Source organism: Pseudomonas sp. GL_093 (assembly GCF_057837605.1).
In genome coordinates this window covers 6,802,392-6,818,801 of sequence record NZ_CM174448.1, presented here as the reverse complement: position 1 = coordinate 6,818,801, position 16,410 = coordinate 6,802,392, and the positions used below count along the sequence as shown (strand labels likewise).

Sequence of the window (16,410 nt, the reverse complement as noted above, 5' to 3'; positions counted from 1 at the left end):
GGTGAAAAGTTACTCTTCGTAGCCGAGGCTGAATTGCAGCTGATTGACCTTCTTCTGCAATGCCTTCAGCTCTTCCTGCTTGGCCGCCAGCGTCGCTGGCGTTGACTTGGCCGTTGGCGCTTTTGAAGCCTTGAGCTGCTGCTCGAGACCGGCAATCTGCTTCTGCACACCGCTTTCGTTGCCACGCCGAGCCTTGAGCGAGCTTAGCAACTGGCTCAACGACTGATTCAACGCCGCCTGGGCTTTCTGCTGGCTGGCCAGGTCGGTTTTGGTGCTGAGCTGCTGGGCCTGAATGTTCTCGTACACCTGACGGAACATTGCGTTTTGCTGACGGGACTCGCTCAGGGCCAGTTCCTTCTGCTTGACCTGATCGCTGTAACCACCGGAGTAGTCGCAGTTCATTTTGGTCAGCATGCTGCTGTCGCGATTGGTCGCATCGCATTCGCCCGGCTTGGTCGCACAACCGCTCAAGGCCAGGACGGCGGAGAGGACCGCCAGTTGTCGTAGCGTCATGTGCTTAGCCCAAGGTGATTGCGGAGCGTTGGCTGTACAGACCGTCGACTTCCTTCTGCAGGGCAGCGACTTTCTGGTTCATTTTCATAATGTTCTTGTCCACTTGCTTGATCTCGGCGCCGGCGGCGCCTTGTGCACGCTCGGCGTCTGCCACTTTGGTGTACTCGGTGACTTTGATGCGCATGTTGCCGAGGTCTTTACGCAGGCGCGCGATGTTCGAATCGATCTCGGCGATTTGCTCCTGGGCCTGGGACTTGTCGACTTTCTTGTTGGCAATGTCCTTTTTGATCCGGGCGATTTTTGCCTGATCATCATTGATCACTTGCTGAGCGGTCGCGGTACGGGCGATCACGTTCTGGGTGTCTTGTTCGACGTCGCTGTTCATTTTAGCCAAGCGGGTGGAGGTGTCGGCGTATTCGCTGCGACGCTGATCCAGGTAGTAGTTCGCACCCATGGCCACGCCGCACGCGGTAATACCGGCGGCGACGGCGCACACGGCTTTGTTGTTGCTGTTGGACAGCGCGCAAGCGAGGATGCCGACACCTGCGCCCATGGCGCAGGCCTGATAGCCGGACTTGCTGAAGAACTCTGCGTCTTGACCTTGGGTCAGGCGCGGGTCGGTCCCGTCGCTGTCGCCGAGCATGGAGCTACCGGTGTTGGCGCAACCGGTCAGCAGCAGGCTGCCGGCGAGTACGAAAGCGATCTGTAGCTTGAAGCGAGTCCAAAGGCTGCGCGACATGGTGAAACTCCTCGGTGACGGTGTTGACATGTTGTTATTGAGTAACGGTTTTGCAGCTGTTCAGCCAGGCTTCAGTGTCGATTTTCTGCTTTTGCAGGAACGCCTTTTGATTGGCCCAGTGGGTGCGCAAGTAAGGTTTGAGGTCTTGCAGCTGTTTGTTGCGGGTGATGATTTCTTCCATTACCGGGACCTGCGTTTCAAGCAATGGCTGGCCGTACAAGGTCGCCGATTCCACCAGGCTGCTGGCGTAGTAACGGCTGAGTTTGTGCAGGCGATCCTTCTGCTCGTCGAGCTTGCCTTTGCGCATGTCGCAACTGGCGTCTTTGTCCGCGCTTTCGCAGTTAAGCTTGTAGTTCTTTTGCAGGAAGTCCAAGTACTGGCCGTCGTCTAGCATCTTGGTGCACAAGAATGCGCCCAGATTGAGGCTGGCGCGAATCGCCTGGTCGCGGGTTTCTTCCTGCTGCTGGTTGCTGGCGCGCAGTTGGTTTTCCAAGGCCTGAAGCTTTTCCTTGAGCGCTTTGTCTTCGACGCCCGAGGCCAGGCTGTTCAGGGATTGCACGGTGCCTTTGTCGGCGGATTCGGTTTCCTTGCTGCCGGTGCCGAGTTTCTTCCAGCTGCTTTCGATGCTGGCGACCCGTTCGCGAGAGGTGAGGGTCGGTGAGACCATGACCAGGCGCAGGCCGGTGGTTTTGTTTTTCACCTGACCGTCAGCGTTGTAATACGGCTCTTCCTTACGCAACGCAGTTCGCAGGTCGGCCTGAGCGGTCAAGTAGTTGCCGCCACGCACGACGTAGCCGCCGGCCTGGCCGTGCTGGCGGTCGAGTTTGTTCAGGCGAAACGGCTCGAACATCATTTCGTCGACGTTGCCGAGCATGTCATGCAGACCCAGCGGATTGGGCTTCTGCAGACCGGACAACTGCACTTTGCCGTTGGACGATTGCGCCCCGGCGAACCACTCGTAGGCATTGATGCCGTCCGGCATCGGGTAGTGCGTGTCGCGAAACTCTGCAGCACCGACTTCCAGCCCGCCGCGTGCGGCGAATTCCCACTCGACTTCAGTCGGCAGGCGCAGGAAGCCCTGTGCGCCGTCCTCCTTGGGCAACTTGTCGGCGGCGTTTTTGCGCAGCCACAGGTTGTACTTGTCGGCGGCTTCGATGGCTTGCACCCAACTCACCGCCGTTTGCGGTATGCGCATTTTGGTGGCGGCGGTGGGGCAGGTTGCTTCGGTCAGCGCAGCGTATTGCAACTGACTCATTTCGTACTTGGCCATCAGGTAGTAGCGGGATTTGTCGTTCTTCGCACCCGTGAAACTGCCGGCGATGAACGTCGGTCGGGTCTGTTCGACGTAGCCGTATTCCGCGCCGTCCTGACCGATGTTGATCGGGTAATCGTCGAGCGGGCCGGCCACCGGAATGAACACCTTGCGAAATACCATGGAGCCTTCGCAGGGCATCGGCAGCACCACGTCGGCGGCGTCCGGCATCGGGTTGTAAAACTTCTCTTCCCAGCCCGCCGCCGAGGCGTCGAGCACATAGCCGAGGCTCAGGGGCAACAGCAAGCCAAAACGTTTATAGCTCACGCAGACTCTCCGCAGGTTGGATGTTGATGGCTCGCAGGGCGCCGATCACGGCCACCAGTGCAGCGACCAGAAAGGTCAGGAGCAGGGCGGCGAGGCCATGCCAGACAGTGATGTGGCAAACGAAGGTGCCGGTGGCCTGACTGCTGCCGAGCAAGTAGTCGAACAAATGGCTGCCGACGGCATAAAACCCCAGCCCGCCGATGTAACCGGCAAGGCTCAATACCAGCGCCTGCAAGACCACGAAACCGCCGACGGCCCGGCGCTTGAAACCCAGCAGACGCAGGACCGCGAGGCTTTTGCGTTTGCGGTCGATGTTGGCCAGGAACGCGCCGACCATCGACGCCACGCAGCCGATCAGCGCCGCCACGGCGATCACGCCGAAGATCAGCCCCAGCACATGGTTGATGGCTTTGACGTTATCGATATCGGCCAGCCGGCTCGACGTTTCGATGTGTTGTTCATTGAGCCAGTGCTCCAGCGGCGCGACTTGATCGATGTCGCGCGCATACACGCGGGCGCGGGCATACAGCGGTTGCAGATTGCCCAGAGGCTTGCCGGTGATAACGCCAAACGCACTGACCTGATAACCGTCGCGAAAGCGCTCCAGATCCAGCAACAGCGGCGGGGCGACAAACCCGGCAGCGCGGCCGAAGCGGGCGCCGTCGAGCACCGCCAGCACCGTCAGCGTCATCTCGCCGCGTTCATTGACACCTTCCAGACGGCGCAAGGCCCGCAGCTGCACGCTGTCGCCGGCCTTGGCCTGCAAGCGTTGCGCTGCGCTGGCGCTGAGGATCACTTGATTGCCGACCGGGGTAAGCGACGCCAGGTCCAGTTGTGGGTCGCCCGGCTCGGTGGCGATGATTTCTGCACCTTCGACAAACCGTTGCATGCCGATCAGCAGGTCTGCCTGAGTATTCAGCGAGCGCGTCTGGCCGAGGGCAAAACCGGTTTCGGGGCGCAGGCGCAAACGCTCGATCCAGGCACTGTCGTAGTTGCCGTTGCTGAGCATCTTCACTTCAAGGTTGCGCGGGTCGCGCAGCAGTTCGTCCTGCAACTGACTGACCACCCCGTGCTTGAGCCCGAACAGCAGCAGCAACGGCGCGATCACCGCCACCAGGGAGGCGGCGATGCACAGCGAGACCTTGCGGTCGTGCCACAGGTCTTGCAGCGCCAGTGAGCCCAGCAGGCGCAAGCGATCAGTCCATCGGTTCAAACAGTGTCTCTCCCTGGCGGCTGATAGCGCCGAGGCGCGGCAAGCCGAAATCCTTCAGCAGGGCCCAGTCATGGGACACGACGAGCGCACTCAGGCCCATGTTCGACACCAGGCTCAGCAGCAACTCGAACAAACGCCGGGCGCTGTGAGGGTCGAGCGCGGCGGTCGGCTCGTCGGCCAACAGCAGCAGCGGTTCATGGGCAATGGCGCGCACACAGGCAACGCGCTGGCGTTCGCCGATCGACAAGGCCTGAGGTTGTTTATCCAGCAACCCTTGCAGGCGTAACACGTCAACGGCGTGGTCGATGTGCTCGCTCTTCACCGACATCCCGAGCAAGCGGCGCGGCAGGCTGATGTTGTCGCGCACGCTCAGAAACGGCAGCAAGCCGCCACTCTGCAAAATGAAGCCCAAATGCCGGGAGCGCACCGCCGCCAAGGCTGGCTGGTCATCGCTGGCAAGCAGTTGGGCGATGTCCTGATCGTGGGTTGCGCCCAGCCGAAAGCGCTCGAGTTCCACCGGCGCGAGCAACAGGCCGATGGCTTCGAGCAAGGTGCTTTTGCCGCTGCCGCTCTCGCCGGTGATGGCGAGGATTTCTCCGGCACCGACCTGCAAATGCGGCAGGCGCACGTGATGGGCCAGCGCGCCTTCACCACGGCGCACCAGCAAGTTCTTGATATCGAGCATCAGCGTCTCGTTAAGGCATCATTTCGAGTGGCACGGGGTACACGTTGTCCCGTGCATCGCTGTCCTTGGCTAAAGCAACCCAGCGGTCGACGTCAGCGTTGTAACGTTGGTAGTGCCGCAGCTTGGTATTGAGCGTGCGGATGAATTTCTCCTGCGCCAGGCCATCCCAGCTTTTCCAGGTTTCTTCGTCCAGGTTCAATACTTCGCTCTGATACGGCAGGTCTTCGAGGTACTCGCCGAGCACACCCATGTCCGCCAGTTTGGCGTTGCTGTTCTGCTTGAGCTGATTCGGGTCGGCGCCCATGGTCGCAGCGACCGAACGCAGGCGATCGAACATTTCCGTCGGCGAAATCAGGCCTTCGTTGGCGGCGTCGAGGATCTGCTTCATCACGTCGCTCAAGTCACTGAGCTGGGATTTGGTCAGCAGCACCCGTACATCGGTGGTCGGGATGTTCTGCTTGATCAGGTCGCGGTCGGTGATCCACGCCTTGAACACCGGCGGGGCCTTGCTGTTGGTCTTCTCGCCGAGATAGGCGAGTTGCATGGCGTGGCCGATCAGCGCCGCGTCTTCGAGCATTTTCTTCTCGGCCGGGTCCTGCTTGGCGTTCGCCGCACTGCCGATGGCGTCTTCACCCATGTAGGCGGCTTTCACCTGAGAGGTGATCGCGGCGGCCAGTGCGTCGACCTTGCGCCCGAATTCATGAATATCGCCAGCGTTCACCGGGTAGTACAGCGAGGTGTTGGTGCCCGGGTAGGTCGACAGGTTCTGGTACTGCGCCTCGGCCTTGGCGTGGTCCTTGGCCCCGGCCGGGGTTTTCAAGTGCAGGGTGTAAATCGCCACGCCCGGGTTGGCGGCTTCCATACGCACCTGCGCGGCGCTCAAGCCGGTCTTCGACAATTTGTCGTCACCTTCGATGGCGCCCGCGTCAGTGATCAGTACCACGTAGCGCGCGCCGAACTGGCTCCAGTCGACCTTGTCGATGCTGTCCATGACGCCGGCAAAGGCGTCCTCATCGAAGCTGCTGCTCGACACGGTGGCCTGTTTGAGGTCGGCGATCTTGGCGAAAAAGTCGGCGCTGTCTTTCACCTTGGTAGGGTCGGCGTACATCTTGGTGGTGTATTCCAGCCCCGGCACCGCCTGGGTGTTGGAGCGGAAAGCCACGAGGCCGAACTTGACCTGCTTGCCGAGGTTCTGCGCTTCGATCCGCTGATAAACCTTGCGGATCGCCTCGCGGGTGCGGTCGATGTACGGGTCCATCGATATCGTCGAGTCGATGACAAACACCACCGCCGCACTGAATTCCTTCAGTTGGTTGGACGTTTTGTCCTCGGCTGCCTTGCCGCCGGCAGCGCTGTTCGCAGCACCGCCCTTGGCATTCTTGTCATCCGGTTTGCTGACCGACGCGACGTTGAGCAGGCGCGTGCGGAAACCGCTTTCGGTCATGACTTCTTCGCCACTGAGCACCGGCAGCAGGTAGAACTGCTTTTGCAGGTCGACGAAGTATTCAGGTTCTTCAGCCAGTACGCCCGGTGCTTGTTGGCCCTTTTTCAGCGTGGCCCGCAGCGGCGCGACTTTGCTGACCGGGTCCGGCGCATCGAGGATGCCTTCGACGGTGGCGCGGTCCTTGAAGAATAGCAACCGGTCGCGGTTGGCCGGGTTGGTGAAGGCAAGTGTCAGCTGCATCTTCCAGTCGGTGGTGCAGCTGGCAGGCAGCCAGCCAATGGTTTTGCCGTAACTGTCGGGGCCGACTTTCAGCCACTCGGCGTTTGCCGCTTGAGCGCGTTCGTACACATAGAAACGGCTGAAGACCGGTTGCGCATCGCCTGCTGCACCGCCCGCTGTCGGGCTGATCTTGCAGCCCGGCGTGGTCAGCACGCGTTGGAACAGGGTCTTTTTACCGGCCTGGATCAGCGGTTTGTCATCGGCCTGGGACAACGGGCTAATGCACAGCGCCAACAGGGCGGCGCCGCTCAACAGGAATCGACTCAGGGGAGAGCGCATCACTTCTGCAACTCCTCGAAACGCTGCTTGGCTTCGGCGTTGTTCGGGTCCTGGGTGAGGATCGTTTCGTACCAATAGGCGGCGGTGGCGTTGTCCGCGACCGGGAAGCATTCGCTGGCTTTCAGGTATTTAGGGTCGTATTCGCGGGCATAAGCGTTGGCGATCAGCGCGTCACCGGCCTGGGCACGGTTGGCGTACAAGCGCTGGGCGACACCGCAGTGTTTGCCGGCCTTGGCCTGGTTGATGATCTCCAGCAACTTGGCACTGTCGGGCGCAGCCTTGATGCAGGTCTGGACGAAGGTCAATTCGGGCAGGCTGTTCATGCTCTCGAGGGTGCAGGCTTGTGCGTCAGCGCCGGCAGGCGCTGTGGCCACCGGGGCAGGCGCCGGGATGCGTTTGTAGAACCAGAATCCGCCGCCCGCTGCCAGCAGCAACAAGACGACAATCAACAGGCCGATCAGGCCTTTGTTGCTTTTCTTCACCGGTGCGGGAGGCGGCGTGTAGTCGCGCTCGGTGAGTACCGACTCCAATTCCACTTCGGGCTCGGCGGTGGACAGGACCAGTTCAGGCAGCTCCGGGATCTCCGGGATTTCCGGTGCCGGTGCACTCGGCGCCGTCAGATCGGCGCCGCCGTAGGTCGAGCGCGTCTGGCCGCCGGCGGTAGACGGCAGCACGCCAACGCCGGGCCGAACCACGCCTTTGTCTGCATGCCCTTGGCTCTGTTCGCGTAGTTCAATCTGGAATTGCGAGTTGGCGCCGCCTTCCAGCAGCGGGTCGACCACGTCCGGGCCGACCTGCGCTTCCAGGCCTTCGCCGCTGGCCGTGACGTTGAAACGCGAGACCTTGAACCAGAATGGATTGTTGCTCCAGGCCTTGTGGTCCTGGAGGTAAAAACCGTCCTGGTTACGCTGAATGGAAAACTCCAGCTGTTCCTCGCTACCCTGCCATTTCTTCACAGTGAGGCGGGCCTGGCCAGGCACATTGGGCTCTAACGCGAGCAGGTCGACACGAATTGGCATTGCTTATCTCGCTGTGAAGGCTGTGAGCACTTGGCCCAGCCGTTCGTTCTGTTCAGGGGTGATTTCGCGCCCGGCACCATGGCCGGCGTTGTCCTGCGTGATGTAGGCCAGGCCCGAGAGCCAGTCGCCGAGATACCGCTGCGCCTGATTCGCCGGTTGCGCCGGCAGCACGGGCACTTGTCCGGGACTGATGTCGGTGTAGAACGAGAACAGCGGCGCCTTGGTTCCGGCGCGACTGTTCGGACGCTCGCTCACCGGCTTCTGCAGGTAGCCGAACCAGGACACGAAATCGCGCAGCACCCGTTGCACTTCCAGGACCTGGCGCTCGACCAATTGATCGCGCCGCGCGCCACTTTGTGCACGTTTGAGGACTGCGCGGCTCAGTTGCCCCGGCAAGTCCTGGCGATAGCCGGCGGTGATCAATTCGTCGACCACCGCTTCCAGCAATGCTTTTTCCAACCCCAGGAGGTTGAGCAGGCTTTGGCGGGTGGTCAGTTCACGCAGGTGCGCGATCCAGGCCTTGAACGCCGCTTTGGCGAAACGGTGCTCGTTGCTTTGCAGTTCGGGCGCCGGGGTGCCGGTGTTGCTGCTGACCGGCGTGTCAGGGCTCGTGTCGTCACCAAAATCGAAATCGAAACCGGCGTCGTTGCCATACAGGCTCTGGCTCGGTGTCGGGGCGACCGGTTCATCGTTCGCGGTCGGCTCGTCATCCGTTTCGTACACGCCACTGAGGTACAGATCGCGGACCTCTTCGCTCGGCATGTCGAGTTGATCGATCAGCTCGCCGAGCACTGCCGGGCGACGGCCCAGGCCGGTCAGAATCATCTGTGCCTGGGCTTTCTTGGCGGCAGCGGCACCGTCGCCGTCGGCGTGGTACCAGGTACTCAGACCATGAGTGGTCAGGCCTTCGAGGCATTCGCTCAATTGCTCGCGGATGCGCTGCAATTTGAATTCGATATTGGCCACGCCTTTGAAACTGCCGCTGAAGTGGCTGATGCCACCGTCATCGTTGCGCAGCATTTCTTTCCAGGCGTTGGCAGGATCGTGGATGTGTTTGCACACCAGGTCGTTGCCGGCAAAGCTTGTACCCAAGGCGTCGACTCGCTCCTGGTAGCTGGCATTGAGACCGGTTTCCGCACCGGTCGCGTCTTGCTCGATGAACGCCGCGTCCATGCGTGGTTTGCGCACCAGGAAGGTATTTTGGAACGGCGTGCCGGCCCAGTCGCTCATCCAGCTCAGGCTGCCGAAGCGCTCCAGCATGGTCAGCTTGACCATGCCGTTCCAGCTCTCATCGTACTGATCAGGCGTCAGGCTCAGGGAGTTGGTGATGCGCAGGTCGAGCATGGTCAGCGCCCAGATCAGACCGGTGTCGCGCTTGCTGCGAGCGGCCGAGTCGGCGCCTTGGGTCTTTTCGATCCAGCGGGTCAGCACCGGGCCTACGTCGTTGACGTCGCTCTGCTTGGTTGAACCGGTGCAGACCACCAGCGCGTTCATTTCCTGGTTATCGGTGTAGCGTTCGAACAGGTAGGCGACCTTGCCACGCAGGATCAGCTGCGAAACGGAGTTGTCCTTGGTGGCGGATTGCGGGTCGTTGGAATCGGCGATCTCGTGCAGTTTCTTGCGCCCGCGATAACCGGGGAAGTCCAGCAAGTCGACTTGATTGACGATGTCGTCCGCCGGGGCTTCGATCAGGCCGAAGGTCATCTCGGCAGTCAGTGCCGCCAGTTGCGCAACCGGAATGCCCTGACTGTTTTGCAGGCGTCCGTCGACCTGGGGCCGCACGTCGATCGGCAAGTCCAGCGGGCTGCCGAAGCGCTCGAGGATGTCGACGTTCATGATGCTGTCGCGCTGGCTGTAGGTGTCGTTTTCGAAACTCACCAAGGCATGCAGTGGGGCGAACACGGTCTCGGGCAGGCCCAGCTTGTGCAGCGCGCCGGCCAGCTGCTGATACACGCGTGTCAGCTCGCTTTGCTCACCCCACAGGATTGAAAACAGCTCGGCCCGTTCCTGGAAATTCAGCCGTGGTGCCAGTTGCAACGCCGTGGGCCAATACAGGTGTTCGAGTTTCTTCACCGAATTGCGGAAGTTGTCCCGCAGGTAATCCCACAGCGACACCAAATCGTCGGCGTTGACGCCCGGTTGCAGCGGCCCGGTTTCCCGACCTTCGAACGGTTTGAGCACGCGCTGGATGCGTTCTTCGTCGATCTCGTAGGAAATGCGCTCAAGGTCGAAATCCTTGAACCAGGAGTTGGCGAGAATCTTCGCCAGCTCGATTTCCTTGAACAGGGTCAGCTCGACCGGGAACTGCGGATCCTGGCTCTGCGTGGCGTGGCGGCTGAAGCGCGTCACCAGGCCGGTGGCTTCCTTGCCGCCACCCACCGGGTTGATGTGCTTGATGAAGTCCAGGCGCTGGCCACCGAAGTCGGTTTCCAGTTTGCCGTTCTGACCCGCAGCGAGGGCTGAAATCAGGTAGGACTTGCCGGCCTGGGACAAGCCGAAAAAGCCGATGGTCATTGGCGTGCAGGCCACGCGACCGAGGCTTTGAGCCAGGTTGCGGGCACGGTGCAGGCGGATGTTCAGGTTGTCGGCTTCGCTGTCCAGGCGCGGCGCGTTGCCGCGCGTCTGGCCAATCCAGTCCAGCGCCTGACCGGCACCTTTATAAACAGCGGCCCAACTGGCAGAGAGCTGAGTTTGATCGGGGGTCAGATCATTCATTTGCGTTTCACACTTCCACTGTCGAGCCAGTACTTGGTCTCGCTCAGGCCGGCGTCGAGCATGGTGTTGAGTTCCAGCTCGAGGTCGCTGCGCGGGTTGAAGTTGACGTTGTTACTGTTGGATTCGATGTCGCGAACCGAGAGGCGGTCGCTGACCAGATCCTGCTTGCGTGTGTACTTGTCCGCCGGTTTGACCTCGAACCGCACCTTGAGCAGCGGCGCGCTGCCGTTTTCACCGATCGCCCGGGAAAACTTCTCCCGACCGGCCTTGGTGAACCGCAAGGTATAAAGCGGCGAGGCGGCCCAGCGGTCGGCGGCCAACTGACGGAAACCGAGGCGCAGATCGCCGCGCATTTCCAGCTGTGGCGTGTCGGCGGCATCGCCAACGCCGATTTCCGGCAGCTTGATTTTGTAGTCTTCGGACTGGATGTCGCGGTACAGCACGTCGGCATCCTTGATCACGTTGTTCAGGTCGATGACGCCGATGTGCTTGACGGTCGAATACGGCTTGAGCGCCGACGCACGGAAGTAGAAGTTCGGCACGCTGTGGTTGGCGCACAACAGGCAGAGCATGGCGCCCACCGACGCGGTGCTTTTCGGGTCGTCGATCCGGCCGTTCTTGTGGAACGGGTACCAGCCGCCAGTGCGGTAGTTTTGCAGCGCCAGAATGCGCCCCGGTGGCAGCGGCAGCACCTTGCGAATGAACGCCTGGATGCCGGGCAAGCGCGAAGGGCGGCCGGTCAGCAGCAGAACGTCGCACGGGTAATGCGCGACCACTTCACACAGCGCACCGAGAATCTTGGTGATGTTGATCTGGTCGTTGAGGAACGCGGCGTGGAGCTTCTGCAGGTCGAAACTGATCGGCGCGTCATACAGGTCGAAACCGCTCTGACCGCCGACATCGCGGCGCACGGCGGCGTTGACGTAGTCGAGCACGGTCTGGCTGATCGCGTTGTCACCGAGCAATTGGCGGTAGCTTTGCGGGGTGACTTCTTGCGGCACTTGCGGATCGTAATGCTCATACGCCTTGAGCAGCGCCAGACCCAGCGGTGCGAACACTTGCAGGTTCAATTGCTGGCGCAGGATCATGTCCTGGGCGCTGACCGACTCATCGCCGCACAACCGAGACATCAGCGAATCCGGGGCTTTCACGCCGGCGTTCTGCAAGGCTTTTTCGAAGCTCGGCAGGATGAAGTCCTGAATCACGTCCAGCAGGATGTCATCGCCAGCCACTTTGAAGCCATCGCGAAAACGCTGCTCGGGCACGATGTGCACGTTGCTGCCGCTGCCGGTGTTGCCGGCACGGTCGAGGCGATAGTCAGTGATCACCAGGTCCGTGGTACCGCCACCGATGTCGATGGTCGCCAGGGTGATGCGTTCGCGGTCGGTCTTGTCTGGCCGGGCGATGGTGTCGAAAAACTCTTCCGGGTGACCGGCGAAATTCTCGTTGACCTCGGTGTACAGGTACACCAACTGGCCACAGGAGGCTTCGTCCCATTCCACGCGGATGCTCGGGATCGGCGTACGCGGGCTGACGGCCTGATCCTGATGTGGGTCTTCCTCGCCGGCGTGCCAGCCGAGGCTCTTCCACACCAGGCCGATGGCTTGCAACATGCGTTCGTTGAGAATGCTGCGCTCGGCCTGCGGCATGCCCGGCGGCACGGTCAGGGTGATGCTGTTGAGCTGGCGCGGCACGCGGGTGTGACCCTGGCGTGAACGCTGGGCCGGGCTGTTGATTTGCGACAGCGCCTGGGCCAGTACTTCAGCGAGCATGAAAGTCATCAGCGAGCTGCGCGAATAACGCGGCATGAACACCGGCAGACGATCATCTTCTTCGAGGCTGTAAAGCGCTTCGCCGGTTTCATTGATCAGGTGCGAAAACGGCGCGGCGGTGGCGTACGGCTCGCTGTCGGTCTTGATGTACGAGCAGTTGAAACGCCAGCCGTGGCCGTAAGCGTTTTCGTCCCACAGATAACGTTTCGGGCTGGACAGGCCAGTGGACCCTTCGGTGCCGCGACGACGGCTGGCCAGACGGCTGGCCTCATTGCCGACGCGGGCAATCGTCGCCCATTGGAACGCATCGTGCCGGCCGCTCTTGACCGAGCAGTGGTCCTTGCCGAAATACGCCTGGGCGAATTCCACACGGCTTTCGAACGGCAGGTTGTAAGTGTGTTCGGGGGTGATCAGGTCGCGCAGTTCCAGCACGTAGTTCTGTTTCAACCCGGAACCGGCCTGACCGTGGTTTTCGATCAGGATGCCGCAGGTGCGCGAGTTGCCGACGTCCAGCACCAGGTCCACCGGAATCGGTTTGACCAGGCCATTGCTGTCGTTGGCGACTACTTTCAGCTCGGGGATTTCAACTTTCGCCCGGGCTGTCGACTGCTGGGCGGCAGACGGCTTGCTCAACAGACTGAGCAAGTTGAGGTAGTGCGCCAAGTGATAGTTGGCGCGGATGTCGGTGTCCAGCTCTGCGCGCGAGCGGTGGGCATTGCCCTCGTTGAACACTTCCAGCAGCCACTCGTTGACCCACGGCTGCGCCAGGAACCAGCGGGTTTCGCTGGCCTTCGTCGCCAGTTTGAAGGACACGCCGGAGCTGATGTCTTCTTCATTTGGCGCCAGGTACGCGGTGCCGTCACGCTTGGGCATGACGCGGCTGTCGAAGGCCATCGTCAGTCGGTGGGTGTTGCCGTCGATGTCGGGTGTCGCCAGTTTGACCAGGCGCATGCGCGACCAGTTGGTCGGACCTTCATCGAAGCGGTGCGGCGGCATGAAGCGGAAAAACGGGGTCGGCAGCCAGATACCGTCAAGCAGCTCGAGGCTGCTTTTCATGTCGACGCTGAACGCAGGTTTGGCTTTCTCGACCTTTTCCGGTTCAGGTTCGTAGAAAAAGAAGTCTTTCTCTTCGTTGTACGACAGGCGGCAGATCAGCCCGCTGATCATCGGCGCGAATTCGCCCGCCGGTTCCTTGCGGGGATCCAGGCGCAGGGCGAAATCCATGAACTGGATGCCGGTGTCGCTGACCAGCGTGACGGTGTCTTCGAATTGGGTGACTTCAGGCAACATGTCGGGTTATTCCGTTTTTATTCGGCCACGTGCCGCATGGACATGGGGAATTGTTCTTTTCCGTAACCGCCGGTGCAGTCTGCGACTGTGGTCGCCCCTTTGCGGCAGTTGACCTTGGGCATGTCGTAAGTGCTGCCGTCGGCGCACACGGCCTGACCCTGACTGTCGATGGCCAGGCTGCCACCCTTCATAGTAGCGCTCACCGGCCCGCTGCATTGGGTGCCGTCGGCCTGGTGTACGGTGACTTCGCCCTTACCGTCCTTGAGCTGGTATTCCAGACGCAGGGGTTTGCCGGTTCGGCGATCCTGAATACCGGCACCGGCGCGGAACTGACCGTCGAGGAACTTGGCGGCACCGTCGGCGGCGTCTGGCGGAATGCTCAGGGGCGGGCCGGGTTTTGCGGCGGCGGATTTTTCTGCTTCGGGCGATGTGACATCCGGCGGCGCGGTTTTGTTTTCGGGTGGCGCGGTTGGGGATTCGGTGGCTGGGTCTGCTGCCGGGTCTTTGGCCGGGTCTTGGGTCACGCCGGCGGGCGCTGCGTCAGCCTCGTTGCCCTCGACGGCCGGCGCTTCCACGCCATTCGCTCCGGTCACAGCGGTGCCGGTTCCCGTGGTAGAGCCTACAACGGTGCCCGTCACCGGAACGCCATTCAACGTCGTGACATTGCCAGTCAGTTTCGGCTCTTCCAGTTGTTTTTCCACCGGCACGATGCCCTCAGGCAACAGATCGACCGCCACCAACGGAATCGGAACGCAACCACGCAGACCCAGCAACAGCCACAAAAGCAGCAGCAGGAACGGCAGCAGCAACAGCCACCACCAGCGACGCCACCACGGACGAGCAACCACTGGCACGACGGGCGCAACTACAGGCGCGGCTTCGACCACAGGGGGCAGCGTAAACGCGGGCGGAACCTGATAGAGGCAGTGCAGGGGATCGCGATTGCCGGTACCGGCATGCTCGAAACCCCAAAAGGTCAGCACCGGTTTGCCTTGCACCAGGTACACGAAGTTTTCGTCGGGGAAATGAATCACGCGCTTGAGCAGCTTGCCGAACACAGCTTTGTCGCCTTGCTGCTGTTCGCCGGATTCAGTGCCCAGGAAACGCTGGCTCAATTCCTCGAGTGCGGTCTTCAGCGCTTCAAGTTGACGGCGGGCAGGGGCGCGTTCTTCTTCGGTCGCGCTGCTCCACGGGATCACATCGCCGTCGAGGCCGCTGTACCAGTCGATCTGGTTACCGAGCTCATCGCTTTGAGGGATGGCCAGGTGATCGACCATTTCAGGATTCTTGCGGCGAATGGCTTCGCGCAATTGCAGGGCCGCCCGGTAGACCGGTTGACCTGTTTCGCCCAGGGCAGTGAATGACCCGCTCTTACCGCTGCGTAATAGTGCCCCGCGCATTCAAACTCCATATGTTCTGTTGCGCAAAAATGACAGACAAAGATGCCTGTTCTTGCTCCTGCAATTAGCGGGCGACCTTAATGTCATAATGATGTCGCCGTCAATCAGCCGGAGGTCCAAAACCGTATGAGACTAGCGTAAGCGTGCGGAGGTTGCATGGGGTCAATTTAAATTCGCTTGGGATGGCTCGGGTGTACGCTTTTTAAGCTTGCTGAATCGTTTCATCAGCGCTATAAAAATTACACAACTCCAAGAAAGGCTTACCCATGAATCCGCTCAAACTCATTGTTGCCTTTGGCGCGCTGTCCGCTGCTTCCCATGCCATGGCCTGGGATTACGTCCTGCTCGACAGCGACAAAGCTTCCCAAAACTGGCAGATCACCAGCCAACAACTGGGGGTAAAAACCGGCAAACCCTTCTCCGTGACCCTGCGCACCTTGCACGGCGGTCGGCAAGAGGGCGTCAGCATCGTCGACATCGATAACGGCACGATGAAACTCTCGGTAGTCCCCACCCGCGGGATGAACGTCCTGCAGGCGTCGGTCGGCAATGTGCGCATGGGCTGGGATTCGCCGGTCAAGGACGTGGTCAATCCGTCCTTCATCGAACTCAACGGTCGCGGCGGGTTGGGCTGGCTTGAGGGTTTTAACGAGCTGGTCGCCCGCTGCGGCTACGAGTGGGTTGGTCACCCCGGCATGGATAACGGTGAACTGCTGACCCTCCATGGCCGTGCCGCCAACATCCCGGCCAGCAAAGTCACTTTGCACATCGATGAAAAAGCGCCTTACGCCATCAGCCTGCGTGGCGAACTGAACGAGCAGGCGTTCAAGAAAGTCGACTTCTCCGTCGCGACCGAACTGGTCACCGAGCCCGGCAGCGTAGCGTTTGCCCTCAACGACACCCTGACCAACAACGGCGATTATCCGAAGGAATACCAGGCGCTGTACCACAGCAACTTCAGCACCCCATTCCTGGAACAAGGCGCACGTTTTGTTGCACCGGTGAAACAGGTCTCGCCGTTCAATGACAAGGCAAAAGGGGATCTGCCGGACTGGCAAACCTACCGCGCGCCGACCAAGGACTATGACGAGACGGTCTACAACGTTGTGCCTTATGGCGATGCCAAGGGTGACACGTTGACCGTGCTGCATAACAAGGCGGGGAGCCTTGGGGTTTCGGTGGGTTTCAATACTCAGCAGTTGCCGGTGTTTTCCTTGTGGAAAAACACGGACACACAAGGGCAGGGCTATGTCACGGGTCTTGAGCCAGGAACGAGTTTTTCTTACAACCGCCGGTATCAGCGGCCACTGAATCTGGTGCCGACGATTGGAGCTAAAGAACAGAAGGAGTTTCAGATCAGGTACAGCTTGCTCGCTGATAAAGGGGCTGTGGATAAGGCGTTGAAGACGGTGAGTGATATTCAAGGTGGGCGGGAAACTGAGGTTCGGCAGGCGCCGTTGGTGGATCTCACCAAGGAGTAAAC

Annotated in this window: 11 protein-coding genes; 1 reads left to right on the top strand and 10 read right to left on the bottom strand. The window is 60.9% G+C overall.

Features of this window, described 5'->3' with window-relative positions:
• Window positions 1–9: 9 nt before the first annotated feature.
• Genes AC3IUE_RS31525 through AC3IUE_RS31480 form a run of 10 tightly spaced genes read right to left on the bottom strand, consistent with a single transcriptional unit; the run spans window position 10 to window position 14,927 of the window.
• Window positions 10–513: a hypothetical protein gene (locus tag AC3IUE_RS31525; protein WP_056738707.1), complete on the bottom strand. Its 504-nt coding sequence runs from the start codon at window positions 511–513 to the stop codon at window positions 10–12.
• A gap of 4 nt (window positions 514–517) precedes the next feature.
• Complete coding sequence (locus AC3IUE_RS31520) at window positions 518–1,252, bottom strand: hypothetical protein (protein ID WP_462000208.1); 735 nt, start codon at window positions 1,250–1,252, stop codon at window positions 518–520.
• Window positions 1,253–1,286: 34 nt separating this feature from the next.
• Window positions 1,287–2,831 (bottom strand): SUMF1/EgtB/PvdO family nonheme iron enzyme, encoded by a 1,545-nt coding sequence (locus tag AC3IUE_RS31515; RefSeq protein WP_489264627.1) that lies wholly within the window; start codon window positions 2,829–2,831, stop codon window positions 1,287–1,289.
• Window positions 2,821–4,044, bottom strand: coding sequence for an ABC transporter permease (locus tag AC3IUE_RS31510; RefSeq protein WP_489264626.1), 1,224 nt, complete (start codon window positions 4,042–4,044; stop codon window positions 2,821–2,823). The genes AC3IUE_RS31515 and AC3IUE_RS31510 overlap by 11 nt, the downstream gene beginning before the upstream one ends.
• Window positions 4,028–4,729: an ABC transporter ATP-binding protein gene (locus AC3IUE_RS31505; RefSeq protein WP_095126942.1), complete on the bottom strand. Its 702-nt coding sequence runs from the start codon at window positions 4,727–4,729 to the stop codon at window positions 4,028–4,030. Before AC3IUE_RS31505 ends, AC3IUE_RS31510 begins: the two co-directional genes overlap by 17 nt.
• A 10-nt stretch (window positions 4,730–4,739) precedes the next feature.
• Window positions 4,740–6,731, bottom strand: coding sequence for a vWA domain-containing protein (locus AC3IUE_RS31500; protein ID WP_489264625.1), 1,992 nt, complete (start codon window positions 6,729–6,731; stop codon window positions 4,740–4,742).
• Entirely contained in the window at window positions 6,731–7,750 is a 1,020-nt protein-coding gene (locus AC3IUE_RS31495; protein ID WP_489264624.1) for a hypothetical protein, read from the bottom strand. Before AC3IUE_RS31495 ends, AC3IUE_RS31500 begins: the two co-directional genes overlap by 1 nt.
• A 3-nt stretch (window positions 7,751–7,753) precedes the next feature.
• Window positions 7,754–10,465, bottom strand: a complete 2,712-nt coding sequence (locus tag AC3IUE_RS31490) for a putative virulence factor (RefSeq protein WP_489264623.1) — start codon at window positions 10,463–10,465, stop codon at window positions 7,754–7,756.
• Window positions 10,462–13,527: a virulence factor SrfB gene (locus AC3IUE_RS31485; protein ID WP_056738720.1), complete on the bottom strand. Its 3,066-nt coding sequence runs from the start codon at window positions 13,525–13,527 to the stop codon at window positions 10,462–10,464. Before AC3IUE_RS31485 ends, AC3IUE_RS31490 begins: the two co-directional genes overlap by 4 nt.
• A gap of 17 nt (window positions 13,528–13,544) precedes the next feature.
• Window positions 13,545–14,927: an SrfA family protein gene (locus tag AC3IUE_RS31480; RefSeq protein ID WP_489264622.1), complete on the bottom strand. Its 1,383-nt coding sequence runs from the start codon at window positions 14,925–14,927 to the stop codon at window positions 13,545–13,547.
• 266 nt (window positions 14,928–15,193) lie between these two features.
• Here AC3IUE_RS31480 and AC3IUE_RS31475 point away from each other — a divergent pair, with 266 nt between their 5' ends.
• Window positions 15,194–16,408 (top strand): aldose 1-epimerase family protein, encoded by a 1,215-nt coding sequence (locus tag AC3IUE_RS31475; protein ID WP_489264621.1) that lies wholly within the window; start codon window positions 15,194–15,196, stop codon window positions 16,406–16,408.
• Window positions 16,409–16,410 lie beyond the last annotated feature (2 nt).

Bases quoted from the DNA above. Each gene is read 5' to 3' on its own strand.
- AC3IUE_RS31525 (WP_056738707.1), bottom strand. From the start codon at position 513: ATGACGCTACGACAACTGGCGGTCCTCTCCGCCGTCCTGGCCTTGAGC.
- AC3IUE_RS31505 (WP_095126942.1), bottom strand. From the start codon at position 4,729: ATGCTCGATATCAAGAACTTGCTGGTGCGCCGTGGTGAAGGCGCGCTG.
- AC3IUE_RS31485 (WP_056738720.1), bottom strand. From the start codon at position 13,527: ATGTTGCCTGAAGTCACCCAATTCGAAGACACCGTCACGCTGGTCAGC.
- AC3IUE_RS31490 (WP_489264623.1), bottom strand. From the start codon at position 10,465: ATGAATGATCTGACCCCCGATCAAACTCAGCTCTCTGCCAGTTGGGCC.
- AC3IUE_RS31500 (WP_489264625.1), bottom strand. From the start codon at position 6,731: ATGCGCTCTCCCCTGAGTCGATTCCTGTTGAGCGGCGCCGCCCTGTTG.
- AC3IUE_RS31480 (WP_489264622.1), bottom strand. From the start codon at position 14,927: ATGCGCGGGGCACTATTACGCAGCGGTAAGAGCGGGTCATTCACTGCC.
- AC3IUE_RS31475 (WP_489264621.1), top strand. From the start codon at position 15,194: ATGAATCCGCTCAAACTCATTGTTGCCTTTGGCGCGCTGTCCGCTGCT.
- AC3IUE_RS31495 (WP_489264624.1), bottom strand. From the start codon at position 7,750: ATGCCAATTCGTGTCGACCTGCTCGCGTTAGAGCCCAATGTGCCTGGC.
- AC3IUE_RS31520 (WP_462000208.1), bottom strand. From the start codon at position 1,252: ATGTCGCGCAGCCTTTGGACTCGCTTCAAGCTACAGATCGCTTTCGTA.